Annotated in this window: 15 protein-coding genes and 1 tRNA gene; 6 read left to right on the top strand and 10 right to left on the bottom strand. The window is 71.8% G+C overall.

The features are described from left to right. Positions 1-113: 113 nt before the first annotated feature. The 3 genes from HTZ82_RS22670 to HTZ82_RS22660 all read right to left on the bottom strand — a co-directional run bounded on the left by HTZ82_RS22670 (position 114) and on the right by HTZ82_RS22660 (position 3,767). Positions 114-1,034 (bottom strand): MerR family transcriptional regulator, encoded by a 921-nt coding sequence (locus HTZ82_RS22670; protein ID WP_175411293.1) that lies wholly within the window; start codon positions 1,032-1,034, stop codon positions 114-116. Between the two features lie 79 nt (positions 1,035-1,113). Beyond that, positions 1,114-2,883, bottom strand: a complete 1,770-nt coding sequence (locus HTZ82_RS22665) for an SDR family oxidoreductase (protein WP_175411292.1) — start codon at positions 2,881-2,883, stop codon at positions 1,114-1,116. After that, entirely contained in the window at positions 2,880-3,767 is an 888-nt protein-coding gene (locus tag HTZ82_RS22660; protein WP_375540849.1) for a M24 family metallopeptidase, read from the bottom strand. Before HTZ82_RS22660 ends, HTZ82_RS22665 begins: the two co-directional genes overlap by 4 nt. Before the next feature lie 247 nt (positions 3,768-4,014). Between HTZ82_RS22660 and HTZ82_RS22655 the strand changes: the two genes are divergently transcribed. The 6 genes from HTZ82_RS22655 (at position 4,015) to HTZ82_RS22630 (ending at position 9,436) form a co-directional block, all read left to right on the top strand. Further along, the gene (locus HTZ82_RS22655) at positions 4,015-4,983 is read left to right on the top strand and encodes an ABC transporter ATP-binding protein (RefSeq protein WP_175411376.1); all 969 of its coding nucleotides are present in this window, start codon (positions 4,015-4,017) and stop codon (positions 4,981-4,983) included. Continuing rightward, a complete protein-coding gene (locus tag HTZ82_RS22650; RefSeq protein WP_175411291.1) occupies positions 4,980-5,888 on the top strand; it encodes an ABC transporter permease subunit in 909 nt (302 codons plus the stop codon). The genes HTZ82_RS22655 and HTZ82_RS22650 overlap by 4 nt, the downstream gene beginning before the upstream one ends. Next, positions 5,885-6,796: an ABC transporter ATP-binding protein gene (locus tag HTZ82_RS22645; RefSeq protein WP_175411290.1), complete on the top strand. Its 912-nt coding sequence runs from the start codon at positions 5,885-5,887 to the stop codon at positions 6,794-6,796. Before HTZ82_RS22650 ends, HTZ82_RS22645 begins: the two co-directional genes overlap by 4 nt. A 15-nt stretch (positions 6,797-6,811) precedes the next feature. After that, positions 6,812-7,534: an ABC transporter permease gene (locus HTZ82_RS22640; protein ID WP_175411289.1), complete on the top strand. Its 723-nt coding sequence runs from the start codon at positions 6,812-6,814 to the stop codon at positions 7,532-7,534. A gap of 150 nt (positions 7,535-7,684) precedes the next feature. Further along, positions 7,685-9,088: a dihydrolipoyl dehydrogenase gene (lpdA, locus tag HTZ82_RS22635; protein WP_175411288.1), complete on the top strand. Its 1,404-nt coding sequence runs from the start codon at positions 7,685-7,687 to the stop codon at positions 9,086-9,088. Between the two features lie 246 nt (positions 9,089-9,334). Continuing rightward, positions 9,335-9,436 (top strand) — tRNA-OTHER (locus tag HTZ82_RS22630). 9 nt (positions 9,437-9,445) lie between these two features. Here HTZ82_RS22630 and HTZ82_RS22625 read toward each other — a convergent pair. The 7 genes from HTZ82_RS22625 to HTZ82_RS22595 form a co-directional block, all read right to left on the bottom strand. Further along, complete coding sequence (locus tag HTZ82_RS22625) at positions 9,446-10,267, bottom strand: HAD family hydrolase (protein ID WP_375540848.1); 822 nt, start codon at positions 10,265-10,267, stop codon at positions 9,446-9,448. Beyond that, positions 10,264-11,541 (bottom strand): serine--tRNA ligase, encoded by a 1,278-nt coding sequence (gene serS, locus HTZ82_RS22620; RefSeq protein WP_175411287.1) that lies wholly within the window; start codon positions 11,539-11,541, stop codon positions 10,264-10,266. The genes HTZ82_RS22625 and serS overlap by 4 nt, the downstream gene beginning before the upstream one ends. A gap of 473 nt (positions 11,542-12,014) precedes the next feature. Further along, complete coding sequence (pheA, locus tag HTZ82_RS22615; protein WP_175411286.1) at positions 12,015-12,953, bottom strand: prephenate dehydratase; 939 nt, start codon at positions 12,951-12,953, stop codon at positions 12,015-12,017. 134 nt (positions 12,954-13,087) lie between these two features. Continuing rightward, on the bottom strand, positions 13,088-14,329 hold the full coding sequence (gene efeB, locus HTZ82_RS22610; RefSeq protein WP_175411285.1) for an iron uptake transporter deferrochelatase/peroxidase subunit: 1,242 nt from the start codon (positions 14,327-14,329) through the stop codon (positions 13,088-13,090). A 7-nt stretch (positions 14,330-14,336) separates the two neighbouring features. Further along, positions 14,337-16,283, bottom strand: a complete 1,947-nt coding sequence (locus HTZ82_RS22605) for a copper resistance CopC/CopD family protein (RefSeq protein WP_175411284.1) — start codon at positions 16,281-16,283, stop codon at positions 14,337-14,339. Positions 16,284-16,305: 22 nt separating this feature from the next. After that, entirely contained in the window at positions 16,306-16,788 is a 483-nt protein-coding gene (locus HTZ82_RS22600) for a copper chaperone PCu(A)C (protein ID WP_175411283.1), read from the bottom strand. Beyond that, positions 16,785-17,483, bottom strand: coding sequence for an SCO family protein (locus HTZ82_RS22595; RefSeq protein ID WP_175411282.1), 699 nt, complete (start codon positions 17,481-17,483; stop codon positions 16,785-16,787). Before HTZ82_RS22595 ends, HTZ82_RS22600 begins: the two co-directional genes overlap by 4 nt. Positions 17,484-17,522: the final 39 nt, after the last annotated feature.

Here is a 17,522-nt window from a genome sequence, read left to right as displayed (position 1 = left end):
CCGGGATCACAGGCCGTACGGCGGAAAAGAAGGCCGTGCAGGTTTGATCCACAGTCAACTACGGTTGTCCACAGGCTTGGAGGCGTGATCTGTGGACAACTGGCGCGTCGTCCTCAGGTCTCCTCAGCCGCCGCCGGGCGATGGGCGGTGGCCAGGGCGTCCAACGTCCGTGCCCGCACCTCCCGTTCGGCGGCCGCGGCGATGAACGCCGACAGGTTCTCGGCGCCCACCAGTTCCCGCACGGCCCGGACCGTCTCGGCCGGTAGCACCACCGGGCGGGGCTCGTCGTCCCACGCGGGCGGTGGCCCGGGCGCCAGGTGCTGTTGGAGGTGCCGGGGCGCGAACGTCCGCATGGCCCGGGCCAGTTCGGCGTCCACGGTCTGCTGGGCGAGCGGCCGCAGGCGCCGTACCAGCGCCGCCGCCTCCGCCGCGTCCGCGTCGGTCGGCGGCCGGTGGCCGAGGTAGCGGGCGAAGACGTGTTCCGTGGTGAACTCCAGGAACCGGGTCGCGATGTGCTCGACCTGGCTCCGCAGCTCCCGCAGATGCCCGGCGACGGCCAGCAGCGGCACCCCCGCCGCGTACAGCTCGGCCGCGACGGCCAGCTCCTGGGGGCTCGGCACCAGGAACTCGTCGTCCCGCCCCGGAACCGGCTCCAGCACGCCGAGCTCGATCGCCTCCTGGACGGCCCGCTCGTCGGGGACGCCGCCGAACGTCTCGTCCAGTTCGGCGCGCGTGATCCGGTCGGCCTGCTCGTCGGTCCACGGGCCGTTCACCTCGGCGACCAGGCCCAGCACACCGCCGAGCCCCCGGCCGTTGTCCCAGGCCTCCAGCAGCTCCTTGATGGAGGCCAGGGTGTAGCCCCGTTCGAGCAGGTCGGCGATCTGCCGCAGCCGGGCGAGATGGGCGTCCCCGTACACGTTGGACCGCCCGCGCCGCTCCGGCCGGGGCAGCAGCCCCCGGTCCTGGTAGGCGCGGATCGTCCGTACCGTGGCACCGCTCAGGTGCGCCAGATCCTCGATCCGATACTCGGACACACCCGCTCCCTACTGCCCCGCGCCCTCCTGCCAGGGATGGTACGGCGACCGATGGCGCGGCGGCCCCGGAGCCCCGGTGTCACAGCGGAGGCTCCAGCCGGGCTATCGCCCGCAGCGCCCGTGGCGCGAACCGCGACATGAGGTGCGCGCCCCGGGCCTCCGGCGTCACCGGCACCACCGCCCGGTTCTCCACGACGGCCCGCAGGATCGCGTCGGCGACCTTCTCCGGCGGGTAGTTCCGCAGCCCGTACAGCCGGGACGTGCGCTTCCGCAGCCGCTTCTCCTCTTCCTCCGAGACCCCGGCGAAGTGCGCCGTCGACGTGATGTTGGTGTTCACCAGGCCCGGACATATCGCCGTGACCCCGATCCCCTGCCCGGCCAGCTCGGCGCGCAGGCACTCACTGAGCATCAGCACCGCCGCCTTGGACGTGCTGTAAGCGGGCAGTGCCTTCGACGGCTGGTACGCGGCCGCCGACGCCGTGTTGACGATGTGCCCGCCCTGCCCCCGTTCGGCCATCTGCCGGCCGAAGACCCGGCATCCGTGGATGACGCCCCACAGATTGACGTCGAGGACCTTCTTCCAGTCCTCACTCGTCGTATCGAGGAAGGAGCCCGAGAGCCCGATCCCGGCGTTGTTCACCAGGACGTCCACCGTGCCGTACTCGGCGGCGACCTTTGCGGCGAGCTTCTCCATGGCCTGCTCGTCGCTGACGTCGGCCACCTCGGCCCACGCGCCGGGCGCCCCGATCAGCCGGGCCAGCTCCGCCGTACGGGCCGCGCCCTCCGCGTCCCGGTCGACGGCGACGATCCGCGCCCCCGCCTCGGCGAACGCGAACGCCGTGGCCCGGCCGATACCGCTGCCCGCGCCCGTCACGAGCACCAACTGGCCGCCGAACCGGTCCGCGTACCGCCGCCCCGACGCGACCGGCTCCGGCACCTCGGCGCCCTGCTCCTCGTGCGCGGTCACGAACTCGGCCACCCATGCCGCCACCTGGTCCGGCCTGGTGCGCGGCACCCAGTGCCTGGCCGGCAGCGTGCGCCGCACCAGCCGCGGCGCCCACCGCGCCAGCTCCTCGTACAGCGCCTCCGACAGGAAGACGTCACCGGTCGGCGTGATCAGCTGCACCGGGGTGTGCGCGTACGCGTCCTCGCGCGGGCGCAGCAGCCGCGACCGGACGTTGTCCCGGTACAGCCACGCGCCGTGCGCCGCGTCCGAGGGCAGCGACGCCGTCGGGTAGCCGTCGGCCGGCACCTTCTCCACCCGGCGCAGGACGGCCGGCCACCGCTTGCCGAGCGGCCCGCGCCACGCCAGCTCCGGCAGCACCGGGGTGTGCAGCAGGTACACGTACCAGGACTTGGCGCCCTGGCCGAGGAGCTGGCCGACACGGCGTGGGGTCGGCCGGGCCATCCGCTGCCTGATCCAGTGGCCGAAGTGGTCCAGGGACGGCCCGGACATCGACGTGAAGGACGCGATCCTGCCCTCGGTGCGCTGGACCGTGGCGAACTCCCACGCCTGCACCGACCCCCAGTCGTGGCCCACCAGGTGCACCGGCCGGTCCGGGCTGACCGCGTCCGCGACCGCCAGGAAGTCGTCCGTCAGCTTCTCCAGCGTGAACCCGCCGCGCAGCGGCACCGGCGCCGTCGACCGGCCGTGCCCCCGCACGTCGTACAGCACCACGTGGAACCGCTCGGCGAGCCGCAGCGCGACCTCCGACCACACCTCCTTCGAGTCCGGGTAGCCGTGCACGAGGACGACCGTCGGCCGGCCCCGCTCACCCAGCTCGGCGACGCACAGCTCGACCCCGCCCGTACGGACCCAGCGCTCCCGCGCGCCCCTCAGCAGACTCATGCCGCCGCCACCTCATCCGTCCAGCGCCGCACATGCGGCAGATCGTCGTCCAGCCAGAAGGCGCTCTCCTCGGGGTCTCTGGAGTCGGTGACCACCAGGAGCTCCTCGAACTTCGCGCCCGTACCGCGGAAGCCGAGGTGCGGTTCGACCGCCCACAGCCCCGGCTGCGGCGGATGGTCGGAGAACCGGTACGGCGACCAGAGCGGCGACCAGCCCTCCCGGTGCCCGTGCAGGGCGTCGCTCGCCAGGCCCTTCAGCGACTGCGTACCGAACCCGAACAGCGTCGGTGTCCAGCGCCGCTCCCGCACCCGGTCCACCTTGTGCGCGATCACGCCGAACGGATAGGCGCGATGCCGGTTGGCGTACCCCTGGCGGACCATCAGCCGGTCCACGTCCTCGTAGATCTCCCGCAGCGGACGCCGCTCCCGGACCTCCCGCAGGATCAGCTCCCGGTGCGCGCGCAGATCGGCGAGCAGCCGGTCGTGCAGCGGATTCGGGCCCAGGCAGCCGGAGTAGCCGATGTCGGCCGCGAAGCCCCGGTACACCGGGGCCATGTCGAGGATGAACGGCATGCCCGGCTCCAGCTCCCGGTCCGTCGGGAAGAACTGCAGCGGTATCCGGAAGTTCACGAAGGCCGTACGGTCCCCGAACCAGGCGAACGGGAGATGGAACCAGTCGCGCACGCCCCGCTCGCGCAGCCACTCCCGCTGCATCCGCGCCGCCTCGCGCTCCGTCACACCCGGCCTGAGCCGCGCGGCCACCGCCTCCGCGCACGCGTACGCCAGGCGCTGCACCTCTCTGAAGCCGCGCAGCCCGGCCGGCGCCCCCGGCGCCCCCGCCGCTCCCGCTCCTGCCGCGGCTCCCGCCGCTGTTGCTGCTGTCATGCCACCCGCCCGTCCCGTCCGTCCGTAGGCGACCCATTGCGGTACGCGTCCGTAACTTGACATCAACGAATGTGACAATGACCGGCGGCGGCGTCAAGAGTCGTGCACGGCCTGTGGAAAACCGGCCCTCCCCGGGCGCGGCGCCTACCTCTCCCGTACGGGTCCGTACGCCTGGAGTCGGAGACGGAACCAGCCGCCAGGGCTGACGCCCCGCTGTGGCCCGCGCCACTACCGTCGAAGCGTGACTGTGATCGCGACCGAAAGCCTCAGCAAGCGGTTCCCCCGGGTGACCGCTCTCGACCGGCTCTCCCTGGATATCGGGCCCGGCGTGACCGGCCTCGTGGGTGCCAACGGAGCCGGCAAGTCCACCATGATCAAGATCCTGCTCGGGCTGTCCCCGGCGAGCGAGGGCCGCGCCGAGGTCCTCGGTCTCGACGTCACGACCCGCGGCCCCGCCATCCGCGAGCGAGTCGGCTACATGCCCGAGCACGACTGCCTGCCGCCCGACGTCTCGGCCACCGAGTTCGTCGTCCACATGGCGCGCATGTCCGGCCTCCCGCCCACCGCCGCCCGCGAGCGCACCGCCGACACGCTGCGCCACGTCGGCCTGTACGAGGAGCGCTACCGCCCCATGGGCGGCTACTCGACCGGCATGAAGCAGCGCGTGAAGCTGGCCCAGGCCCTCGTCCACGACCCGAAGCTGGTCCTCCTCGACGAGCCGACCAACGGCCTCGACCCGGTCGGCCGCGACGAGATGCTCGGCCTCATCCGCCGCATCTGGACCGACTTCGGCATCTCGGTCCTGGTGACATCCCACCTGCTCGGCGAACTGGAGCGCACCTGCGACCACGTCGTCGTCATCGACGGCGGCCGGCTCCTGCGCTCCAGCTCCACCAGCGACTTCACCCGCACCACCGCGACGGTCGCGGTCGAGGTCACCGACACCGACACGCACCCCGACGGCACCGCCGCCCTCCGTGAGGCACTCACAGTCGCCGGAGTCACGCTCCACGCGCGCGTGGAGGACGGCCTGCCCGGCGCGGGCCACATCCTGCTGGTCGAGGCGACCGGCGACGACACCTACGACATCGTGCGCGACACCGTCGCCGACCTGGGCCTCGGCCTCGTCCGCATGGAACAGCGCCGCCACCACATCGCCGAGGTCTTCCGCCCCGAGGCGGCGTCCGGCCAGCCCCTGGAGGTGCAGGCTCCGTGAGCACCCAGACCCGAGCGACGCAGGACCCGCGGTCCCAGACGCAGATCCACAACATCGGCTACCGCGACTACGACGGCCCCCGCCTCGGCCGCGGCTACGCCCGCCGCTCCCTGTACGCGCAGTCCCTGCGCGGCGCCTACGGGCTCGGCCGCAGCGCCAAGTCCAAGGTCCTGCCGATGATCCTCTTCGGCATCATGTGCGTCCCGGCGCTGGTCATGGTCGCCGTGGCCGTCACGACGAAGATGAACGACCTGCCCGTCGCGTACACGCGCTACGCGATCATCATGCAGATGGTCATCGCGCTCTACCTGGCCGCCCAGGCGCCCCAGTCCGTCTCCCGCGACCTGCGGTTCCGGACCGTCCCGCTGTACTTCTCCCGCCCCATCGAGCGCGTCGACTACGTCGTCGCCAAGTTCGGGGCGATGGCGTCCGCGCTGTTCGTCCTGACCGCGTCCCCGCTGGTCATCCTCTACGTCGGCGCGCTGCTGGCCAAGATGGACTTCACCGACCAGACCAAGGGATTCGCACAGGGGTTGGTCTCCGTGGCGCTGATGTCGCTCCTGTTCGGCGGAATCGGCCTGGTCGTCGCCGCCCTGACGCCCCGCCGGGGCTTCGGTGTCGCCGCCGTCATCGCGGTCCTCGTCATCTCGTACGGCGCCGTCTCCGTCGTCCAGGGCATCGCCTGGGGCACCGACAACCTCGACGCCGTGTCCTGGCTCGGCCTGTTCTCGCCGGTCACCCTCATCGACGGCGTCCAGACCGCCTTCCTCGGCGCCACCACCTCCTTCCCCGGCGGCAGCGGACCCGGCGCCGGAGCAGGCGCGGTCTACCTGCTGGTCGTCCTCGCGCTCATCGCCGGTTCGTACGCCGTCCTGATGCGCCGCTACCGAAAGGTCGGGCTGTGACCACGCTCAACATCGACCACGCCTCCCGCTGGTTCGGCAACGTCGTGGCCGTCAACGACGTCACCATGACCATCGGCCCCGGTGTGACCGGCCTCCTCGGCCCCAACGGCGCCGGAAAATCCACCCTCATCAACATGATGGGCGGCTTCCTCGCCCCCTCCACCGGCTCCGTCACCCTCGACGGGCAGCCCATCTGGCGCAACGAGTCCGTGTACCGCCGGATCGGCGTCGTACCGGAGAGGGAGGCGATGTACGACTTCCTCACCGGCCGCGAGTTCGTCGTCGCCAACGCGGAGCTGCACGGTCTGGGCGCCGCCGAGGCCCAGCGCGCCCTCGCCACCGTCGAGATGGAGTACGCGCAGGACCGGAAGATCGCCACGTACAGCAAGGGCATGCGGCAGCGCGTCAAGATGGCGTCCGCCCTCGTCCACGAGCCGTCCGTGCTGCTCCTCGACGAGCCGTTCAACGGCATGGACCCGCGCCAGCGTATGCAGCTCATGGACCTGCTGCGGCGCATGGGAGCCGACGGCCGCACCGTGCTGTTCTCCTCGCACATCCTGGAGGAGGTCGAGCAGCTCGCCTCCCACATCGAGGTGATCGTGGCCGGCCGGCACGCGGCGAGTGGCGACTTCCGCCGGATCCGCCGCCTGATGACGGATCGTCCGCACCGCTATCTGGTCCGCTCCAGCGACGACCGCGCCCTGGCCGCCGCGCTCATCGCCGACCCGTCGACGGCCGGCATCGAGGTCGACGTCCACGAGGGCGCCCTGCGCGTCCAGGCCGTGGACTTCGGCAGGTTCACCGAGCTCCTCCCGCGGGTCGCCCGCGCCCACAACATCAGGCTGCTGACGGTCTCGCCCTCCGACGAGTCCCTAGAGTCGGTCTTCTCGTACCTCGTCGCGGCCTGAAGGGAGCCCTCGACCATGTATCACCCCACTGTCGCCCGGCTCACCTACCGAGCGCTCCTGGGCCGCCGCCGCGCCGCGGTCCTCTTCGTCCTCCCCGCCCTGCTGCTGCTCCTCGCGGCCGCCGTCCGGGGCTTCAACGGCCCGGACGACCAGATCGCCGCCGATGTGCTCGGCGGGTTCGCGCTCGCCACGATGGTGCCGCTCATCGGTGTCATCGCCGGTACGGGCGCGATCGGCCCGGAGATCGACGACGGCTCGATCGTCTATCTCCTCGCCAAGCCGGTTAAGCGCCCCACGATCATCCTCACCAAGCTGTTCGTGGCCATCGCCGTCACCATGGTCTTCTCGGCCGTCCCCACCTTCATCGCGGGCCTGATCCTCAACGGCAACGGCCAGCAGGTCGCCGTGGCCTACACGGTCGCCGCGCTCGTCGCTTCCATCGCGTACAGCGCGCTGTTCCTGCTCATCGGCACGGTCAGCCGGCACGCCGTCGTCATCGGACTCGTCTACGCGCTGGTCTGGGAGACGCTGTTCGGCAGCCTGATCTCCGGGGCGCGCACGCTGAGCGTCCAGCAGTGGGCGCTCGCCGTCGCCGAGAAGGTCACGCGCGGCGAAGGCCTCGTCGCCTCGGACGTCGGTCTGCCGCTCGCGGTGACGCTGCTGGTCGCGGTGACCGCGGCGGCCACCTGGTACGCCGGGCAGAAGCTGCGCACACTGACGCTGGCCGGCGAGGAGTAGAGAACGCCACGGGGCCCCGAGGGGTGACCCGAGGGGTTTTCCACAGGAGAGACGGGCGTCGCAGCGGTCCGCCCGGACCCGGATTACTGTGGGCCCGGGCGCGAACCGCACCCCCTGTACGACCCGTACTCACACTCTGGGGAGCAAGCCATGTCAGACCGCTTCGACGTCGTCGTACTCGGAGCCGGCCCCGGCGGCTACGTCGCCGCGATCCGCGCCGCCCAGCTCGGCAAGCGCGTCGCGGTCGTCGAGGAGAAGTACTGGGGCGGCGTCTGCCTCAACGTCGGCTGCATCCCCACCAAGGCGCTGCTGCGCAACGCCGAGCTGGCGCACATCTTCCAGCACGAGGCGAAGACGTTCGGCATCAAGGTCGACGGCCAGGTCTCCTTCGACTACGGCGAGGCGTTCCGCCGCAGCCGCAAGGTCGCGGACGGCCGCGTCAAGGGCGTCCACTTCCTGATGAAGAAGAACAAGATCACGGAGTTCACGGGCCGGGGCACCTTCCTCGACGCGAACACCCTTCAGGTGGCCCAGTCGGACGGCACCAGCACCACCATCACGTTCGACAACTGCATCATCGCCACCGGCGCCACGCCCCGGCTGCTGCCCGGCACGCGGCGCAGCGACCGCGTGTGGACCTTCGAGGAGCAGATCCTCGCCGACGACCTGCCGCAGTCCATCGTGATCGCCGGCGCGGGCGCCATCGGCATCGAGTTCGCGTACGTGCTCCACAACTACGGCGTGAAGGTCACCATCGTCGAATTCCTCGACCGGGTCGCGCCGTTGGAGGACAAGGACGTCTCGGCGGAGCTGGCCAAGCAGTACCGCAAGCTCGGCATCGACGTGCTGACCTCCACCCGCGTGGAGTCCATCGACGAGTCGGGCCCGCAGGTCCGGGTCACGGTCACCGGCAAGGACGGCGCGCAGAAGGTCATCGAGGCCGACAAGGTCCTCCAGGCCATCGGCTTCGCCCCGAACGTCACCGGGTACGGCCTGGAGGCCACCGGCGTACGCCTCACCGAGCGCGGCGCCATCGACGTCGACGCCCGCTGCCGCACGTCGGTGCCGCACATCTACGCCATCGGTGACGTCACCGCGAAGCTGATGCTCGCGCACACCGCCGAGGCCATGGGCGTCGTCGCCTCCGAGACCATCGCGGGCGCCGAGACGATGGAGCTCGACTACCCGATGATCCCGCGCGCCACGTACTGCCAGCCGCAGATCGCCAGCTTCGGCTGGACGGAGGAGCAGGCGCGCGAGAAGGGCTTCGACGTCAAGGTCGCCAAGTTCCCGTTCACGGCGAACGGCAAGGCGCACGGCCTGGGCGACTCGACCGGCTTCGTGAAGCTCATCAGCGACGCCCGGTACGGCGAGATCATCGGCGCCCACCTGATCGGCCCGGACGTCACCGAGCTGCTGCCCGAGCTGACGCTGGCCCAGCAGTGGGACCTGACGGTCCACGAGGTCGCGCGGAACGTGCACGCGCACCCGACGCTGGGCGAGGCGGTCAAGGAGGCCGTCCACGGCCTGGCCGGGCACATGATCAACTTCTGAGCCGGAAAATCGCTGGCGCGCAGGGGCCGCTCCCCGGCACAGTGTCGTGGGAACAGATGACCGACCACACCATGCCGGGGAGGAGCGAGACGATGACCGAGGAGAGTACGAGTCCGTCGAGCTCCCAGCAGGGCGGCGCGGGGCCGGCACCGGAGTAGCCACCGAGACTCCGTGAGCCGTCCGTCGCTTGCTGCCCGGGGCGGCCGCTTCGAGCGCGCGTGTAGGCACGCGCGGGCCGCCCCTCCCGGAGGATTGGCCGAGTGGTAAGGCACCGGCTTGCGCTGTGTTTATCACTAGCAAGTCGTGGTCGGGGTTCCCCCCGCGCGCGTTCGATCCGCGCATCCTCCGCGTGGGCCCTCAGCGGGCCAGCAGTTGCTCCAGCACCACCGCGATGCCGTCCGCCTCGTTCGAGGCGGTGATCTCATGCGCGACGGCCTTCAGATCGTCGTGGGCGTTGGCCATGGCCACGCCGTGCTGCGCCCAGGCGAACATCGGGATGTCGTTCGGCATGTCCCCGAACGCGATGGTCTCCGCCGCCTTCACGCCCAGCCGGCGCGCCGCCAGCGACAGGCCGGTCGCCTTGCTGAGGCCCAGCGGCAGCAGCTCCACTATCCCCGGCCCGGCCATGACCACGTCCACCAGACTGCCGACGGCCTCCCGCGCGGCGCTCGCCAGCGCGTCGTCGTCGAGCTCCGGGTGCTGGACGTACAGCTTGTTCAGCGGCGCCGACCACAGCTCGGCCGGGTCGCTGTACGGCACGTACGGCAGCGGCCCCTCCTGCACCCGGTAACCGGGCCCGATGAGCACCTCGCCGTCCAGGCCGTCCCGGCTCGCGGCGATGGCCAGCGGGCCCACCTCCGCCTCGATCTTCGCCAGGGCCAGCCCGGCGAGCTGCCGGTCCAGGGTCAGCGACGTCAGCAGCCGGTGCTCGCCGGCGTGGTAGACCTGCGCGCCCTGGCCGCACACCGCGAGGCCCTCGTAGCCGAGGTCGTCGAGGATGTGCCGGGTCCAGGGCACGGACCGGCCGGTGACCACGATGTGCGCGGCGCCCGCCGCCGTGGCGGCGGCGAGCGCGTCGCGCGTGCGCCGCGAGACCGTCTCGTCGGGGCGCAGCAGCGTCCCGTCGAGGTCGGTCGCGACGAGCCGGTACGGGAAGGAGCTCAGGGGCGCGGCGCTCACCGGGCGACGGGCTCCAGCAGCTCCCGGCCCCCGAGGTACGGCCGGAGGACCTCCGGCACGCGCACCGAGCCGTCGGCCAGCTGGTGGTTCTCCAGGATCGCCACGATCGTGCGCGGTACGGCGCAGAGCGTGCCGTTCAGCGTGGCCAGCGGCTGCACCTTCTTGCCCTCGCGCATCCGCACGGACAGCCGGCGGGCCTGGAAGCTGTCGCAGTTGGAGGCCGACGTCAGCTCGCGGTACTTGCCCTGCGTGGGGATCCACGCCTCGCAGTCGTACTTGCGGGACGCGGAGGCGCCCAGGTCGCCGGTGGCGACGTCGATCACCTGGAACGGCAGCTCCAGGGACGTCAGCCACTGCTTCTCCCACTCCAGGAGCCGCTTGTGCTCGGCCTCGGCGTCCTCCGGCGCGACGTACGAGAACATCTCGACCTTGTCGAACTGGTGGACGCGGAAGATGCCGCGGGTGTCCTTGCCGTACGTACCGGCCTCGCGGCGGTAGCAGGGCGAGAAGCCGGCGTAGCGCAGCGGCAGCTTGTCGGCGTCGAGGATCTCGTCCATGTGGTACGCGGCGAGCGGCACCTCGGACGTACCGACCAGGTAGTAGTCGTCCTTCTCCAGGTGGTACACGTTCTCCGCGGCCTGGCCCAGGAAGCCGGTGCCCTCCATGGCGCGCGGCCGGACCAGCGTCGGCGTGAGCATCGGGACGAACCCGGCCTCCGTCGCCTGCGCGATCGCCGCGTTGACCAGCGCGAGCTCCAGCAGCGCGCCGACACCCGTGAGGTAGTAGAAGCGGGAGCCGGACACCTTCGCGCCGCGCTCGACGTCGATGGCGCCCAGCGCCTCGCCCAGCTCCAGGTGGTCCTTGGGCTCGAAGCCCTCGGCGGCGAAGTCGCGGACCGTGCCGTGCGTCTCCAGGACGACGAAGTCCTCCTCGCCGCCGACCGGGACGTCCGGGTGGACGATGTTGCCGAGCTGGAGCAGCAGCCGCCGGGTCTCCTCGTCGGCCTCGTGCTGCTCGGCGTCGGCGGCCTTGACGTCGGCCTTCAGCTGCTCGGCCCGCTGGAGCAGCTCGGCCCGCTCCTCCGGAGAGGCCTTGGGGATGAGCTTGCCGAGCGACTTCTGCTCGGAGCGCAGCTCGTCGAAGCGGACGCCGGACGACCTGCGCCGCTCGTCGGCGGAGAGCAGGGCGTCGACGAGTGCGACGTCCTCTCCACGGGCGCGCTGGGAGGCGCGAACACGGTCGGGGTCCTCACGGAGCAGGCGAAGGTCAATCACCCCTCCAGGCTACCGGTGTGTTCTGGGCCCACCCCACCGCATATCACCGAGCGTGTCGCTTTGTCCGAATTGCGCGAATTGTGGATGGTGGCGGTAAAGGGCGCCGGATATTCGACGGCCCAATCGCCCCTCCCTGGGGGGTGCTTGTCCACAGAGGGGCTCGCGGCGGCAATGTTATCCACAGGGTGTGTGGATGGGCTGTGAACTTCGGAATTGATCACTCCGAAAGTCGTGCGTGCGGCGCGGGAATCCCTGATCAAACCCGCTCTGTGCACTCATTCGAGTGGGAATTCCTCGCTCTAAGGGGTTGATCAAAGGAATTGGGGTGACGGAGGCGGACATGGTCGGCTGTGGATGTGCGTGAGGTAACTACACCGATTTATCGACCTTGTCCGGATCGGCGAGGGTGTTCCAGGGTGAGCGATGTCGACTTGTCCCCAGGTTGAGAAGGCGCCCTGTGGATAACTTTCGGGCTACGCCCCGCGGCCGTCCTGGCAGCGCGCCAGCCAGTCCGCCGCCGCCGTGAAGTCCGCGTCCGACGTACCCGGCCGCAGCGACCGCACGTCCGCCCGGGAGACACCCGCCCGCGGGTACGAGCCGAGGAACCGCACCTTCGGGCAGATCCGCTTCAGCCCCATCAGCGCCTCGCCCACCCGCCGGTCGGCGATATGCCCTTCGGCGTCCACCGCGAAGCAGTAGTTGCCGATGCCCGCACCGGTCGGCCGGGACTGGATCAGCATCAGGTTGACGCCACGGACCGCGAACTCCTGGAGGAGTTCGAGCAGCGCGCCCGGGTGGTCGTCGCGCAGCCAGATGACCATCGACGTCTTGTCCGCGCCCGTCGGAGCGGAAGGCCGGGCCGGCCGGCCCACGAGCACGAACCGCGTCTCCGCGTTCTCGGCGTCGTGGATGTCCTTGACCAGGGCCTCCAGCCCGTACGTCGCCGCGGCGAACTCGCCGGCGAACGCCGCGTCGAACCGGCCCTCCTGTACGAGGCGCGCCCCGTCCGCGTTGGACGCGGCCGATTCCCACACGGCCTCCGGGATGTGGTCCCGCAGCCAGTTCCGCACCTGCGGCTGAGCCACCGGGTGCCCGGTGACCGTCTTGACGTCGGACAGCTTGGTGCCCGGCCGCACCAGCAGCGCGAACGCGATCGGCAGCAGCACCTCGCGGTAGATCATCAGCGGCTCGCCGGACGCCAGCTCGTCGAGCGTGGCGGTGACCCCGCCCTCCACCGAGTTCTCGATCGGTACGAGGGCTGCCGCGGCCTCCCCGTTCCGTACGGCGTCCAGCGCCGCGGGCACCGAGACCATCGGCGCCAGCTCCCGCGTCGCCGCTTCGGGCAGCGTGCGCAGGGCGGCTTCGGTGAAGGTGCCCTCGGGACCGAGATAGGTGAATCGCGTGGCCGACATACCGGTCACCCTAATGCGCCGGAGCCCCAGGTGGCCGACCTTCACACCGGGATTCACCTGAGCCCTGTTTCACGTGAAACCAGCACGTCCCCGTGGAACAAGGTCCACGCGAAACCGGCTCCTCGTCGGCCGGATCATCCCTCCAGCAGCCGCTGTCCCACGTACTCGCCCTCCGCGGGCCCGCCCGGCACCGCGAACAGCCCGCTCGACTCGTGCCGGATGAACCGCGACAACGCGTCACCCCGGTCCAGCTTCCGCTGCACCGGCACGAAGCCCTTCAGCGGGTCCGCCTGCCAGCAGACGAACAGCAGCCCCGCGTCCGGCGTCCCGTCCGGGCCGATCCCGTCGTGGAAGGAGAACGGCCGCCGCAGCATCGTCGCGCCGCCGTTCTGCTCCGGCGCCGAGATCCGCGCGTGTGCGTCGGCCGCGATGACGAGCTTCCCGTCCGGCCCCACCTTGTCCAGGTCCGGCTCCGTCGTCTCCGTACCGCCCGTCAGCGGCGCCCCGTCCGACTTGCGGCGCCCGATGACGGCCTCCTGCCGCTGCAGCGACAGCCGGTCCCAGTCGTCCAGCAGCATCCGGATACGGCGCACCACCGCGTACGACCCGCCCGTCATCCACGGCTGTTCCCCGCCCGGCGCGACGAAGATGTGCCCGTCGAAGCCGGCGTCGTCGGGCTTCGGGTTGCCCGTGCCGTCGACCTGCCCCATCAGATTGCGGGCGGTCATCGGCTGCGCGGTGGCGCCCGGCGAACGGTTGAACCCGTTCATCTGCCAGCGCACGGACGCCGCACTTCCCGCCTCCTTCTGGATCGTGCGCAGCGCGTGGAACGCGACCAGCGCGTCGTCCGCGCCGATCTGCACCCACAGGTCGCCGTCGGACCGCTTCGGGTCCAGCTGGTCGGAGGAGAACGCGGGCAGCGGCTCCAGCCGCCGCGGCCGCCGCGCCACCAGGCCCGTACGGTCGAAGAAGGTCGCACCGAACCCGAACGTGACGGTAAGCGCGGAGGGCCCCGCGTCCCGGGCGACGCCGCCGTCCGCGCTGCCCGCCGGCTCGCCCGCCATCAGCCGCTCGGCCGCCGCCGACCAGCGGCGCATCAGCGCGGCCGCCTCCTTGCGGCCCGCGCCCGGGGCCAGGTCGAACGCGACCAGGTGCCCGCGGGCCTGGAGCGGCTGGAGGATGCCCGCCTGGTGCGCGCCCCGGAACGGCACTCGTGTCGAGCCGACCGTCGCCAGCGCGGGTCCTCCGTCGCCGTCCCCGCCGGCGGCCGCGTACCCGGCCGCACCCGCCGCCGCTCCGGCGACCAGGCTGGTCGCGCCTGCGGCACCGACGGTGCCGAGGAGCCGTCGTCTTGAGATCTCCAGGTTCTTGCTCATGCTCAGGTCAGCCGATCTTCACGTTCTTGTCGATGGTGGTCTGGTCGATGTCGGACGTCCGGACGGTCACGCGCACCCGCCACTCGCCCGGCATCGGAAGCTGCGCGGACCGGGCCTGCCACTGCCCCACCGCCGTCCGCTCCAGCTCGACCGGCAGCGGACCGATCTCCTGCGCGTCGAGCGTGAACGACACCTTCAGCTCGGGTACGTCGCGCGGCTTCCCGTCCGCGCCCTGGACGGCCAGGCGCAGCGTGTTGCCGCCGGAGCGGCCGGGGTCGAGGTTCAGCCGTACGGTGCCGGTGCCGCCCGGGCCGCCGGTGTCGTACGGCAGCTCCACGTCGACCGGCCGGTCGGGTACGGCGGTCGAGGACGCGGCCCGCACCTGGTCCGCCCGCTCCTGGGCGCGCCCCGGCTCGGTCGCCGTGAGGGCGGTGGTGACGCCCAGGACCACGACCGCGACGGCCGCTTCGGCCAGCACGGAACGCCGCAGCCCGGCCCGCGCCGGATCGGAGTCCCGGACGCGCCGACGACGGGCGCTCTCCACGGCGGCCCGCTGACGCGCGAGCTGCGCGGCGCGCACGGGGTCGTCCACGCGTGCGACGACCGGGGTGCCGTCGCCGCCGCCCTCGTGCGGCTCCTCTTCTTGCTGCTCCTGCCCGTACGGAGGGGAGGCCGGCGCCTCGGCCAGCTGCCCCGTCCAGCGGCGGGAGACCCAGGCGACCCCGACCATGACGGCGACCAGCGCCACCTTCACGAGCAGCAGCCGCCCGTACGCCGTGCCGGTCAGCGCCGTCCAGGTGCCGGCCTGCCGCCACGACTGGTAGAGCCCGGTCGCCGCCAGCACCACCACGGCGCCGAACGCGAGCCGCGAGTACCGCCGTACCGCCTCCCTTTCGATGGACGGCACCCGGTGGAGGGCGACGAGCAGCGCGGCCAGGCCGCCCAGCCAGACGGCGACGGCCAGCAGGTGCAGGATGTCCACCGGCATCGCCACGCCGGGCTGCAGCCCGGTCGACGCGTGCTCGGAGAGCGCCCAGGTCCCGGCGATCCCCGCCGAGACGACGCTGCCGCCGACCGCCAGCCCGAAGGCCAGGTCACGCTTCCGCTCATCCTCCCGCTCCGCGCCCCGCTCCCCGTCGCGGTCCCGGGCGTACGCCCCGAACAGCACCGCCACGAACAGTGCCGCCGCGCCGAGGAGCAGCAGCCGGGATGTGAGCGCGGTACCGGTCTTGGTGTCCAGGACGCCCCGCAGGACGCCCAGGTCGAACGCGTCGGCCAGCTCGCCCGACCCGGTGTACGGGCCGCGCAGCATCAGCAGCGCCAGCGTCGCCGCGGTGAGCGTCACCCACCCGTACGCGACCAGCCGCTGCACCGGCCGGGCCGCCGCGCCGCGCGGCCAGCAGGCCAGCACGAACACCACACCGCCCACCAGCAGCACGAAGCCGGCGTACGCGGCGTACCGCCCGATGTCGTACAGCACTCCGACGACTCCGCCGCCCGCCTTCTGCGTGGGCAGGGAGACCGTCGTCTCCGAGGGCGCGCCGATCGAGAAGGTGAACGCGCCCGAGATGGGGTGGCTGTCCGCGGACACGGCCTGCCAGGCCACGGTGTAGGTCCCGTCCGGCAGCCCGGACCGCAGATCGACCCCGTACCGGACGACCGAGCCGCTGCAGAGGTCCCGCAGTTCACCGACGTCGGCGCGCTTGCCGCTCGGTTCGAGGACGCGGATCGCGTCGTCGCCCATGGCGACCTGCTCGGAGAAGGTGAGCGCGACGCGCTGCGGCGCGGTGGCGACCACCGCCCCGTCCTTCGGGTCGCTGCCGGTCAGCGTCGAGTGCGCGGACGCCACGCCGGAGAGCACGGTGCCGAGCAGCGCGACGGTGAGCAGCAGGAGCGACAACAGCCGCGGCGGGGCTGCCGCCGTGGCTCCGGAGCGGGGGGCGGTGACCGTCATCGTGGATCGGTGTCCTCCGGGCTCAGTGGTGCTGGGGGTTGTGCGTCCGGGCCTCGACCGGGACCTCGACCTTGATCGGCTCGGAGTCCTCGAAGCGCAGCTCGAACGTCACCTTGTCCCCCTGCTTCAGCGTCCGCTTCAGCTTCATGAGCATCAGGTGGCTGCCGCCGCGCTCCAGCTTCAGCTCGCCGTTCGCCGGCACGTCGAAGGACTTCACCTGCTGCATCTTCTGGTTCTTCGTCTCGTGCATCTGCACGTCGTCGGAGATGTCGCTGGTGACGGAGGTGAGCGTGTCGGCGGCCCCGCCGGTGTTGGTGACGGTGAGGAAGCCGCCCGCCATGTCGCTGTTGACGGGTTCCGGTATGAACGCGCCGCTGACCTTCAGCCGCGGGGCGTCGGCCGGGGCGTCGGTGGACGAACAGCCGCCGAGTGCCAGTCCGGCGGTGAGGGCCAGCGCCGCGGAGAACGCGACGGAGGCGCGACGGGTGGTGGTGCGGTGGATCACGGCTTCTCTCCGCGGATGAGCTTCGGCAGGTCCTTGGCGTAGTCCTCGACGGTGGTGTCCTCGCCGTACAGGACGTAGCCCTGGTCGGTCTTCGGTGAGAAGGCGATGACCTGGGCGCCGTGCATGGAGACGACGTTGCCGTCCTTGTCCTTCGACGGCGGGTCGATGCCGATGCCGACCTGCAGGGCGCCGGCCTGGATGGTGGCGAAGTCGCCGCTCAGCCCGATGAACGACGGATCGCCCGCGCCCGGCAGCCACTTGGCGAGCTCGGCGGGCGTGTCGCGCTCCGGGTCGGTGGTGACGAAGACGACCTGGAGCTTCTCCCGGTCCGCCTGCGGCAGTTCCTTCATCGCGGTGGCGATGTTGCTGAGCGTCAGCGGGCAGACGTCGGGGCAGTTCGTGTAGCCGAAGTAGATGAGGGTCGGCTTGCCCTTGGTGCGCTCGCGGAAGTCGTAGGGCTTGCCGGTGGTGTCGGTCAGGACGAGGTCCGGCTTCTTGAAGGGCCGGTCGAGCACCGTGCCCGGCTTGTCGGCGTCGGCGGCCACGGACACGTCGGCGACCGGGCCGGCGCCCGAGGTGGTGTCGGTGCCGCAGGCGGACAGGGCGAGTGCCGACGCGGTGACGAGCGCGGCCGCGAGCAGCGGTGTGCGCCGGGCCGCGCGGCGGGGCCGCGCGGCGCGGAGGGGACTCTGCATGACTTCTCTCTCTGAGGGTTGGTTCCGGGGCTCCGCGGG

It is taken from the genome of Streptomyces sp. TRM64462, assembly GCF_013362995.1.
Classification (GTDB): domain Bacteria; phylum Actinomycetota; class Actinomycetes; order Streptomycetales; family Streptomycetaceae; genus Streptomyces.
Note: the sequence above shows the minus strand (reverse complement) of the source record. Positions and strands in the feature narration are given on the sequence as shown.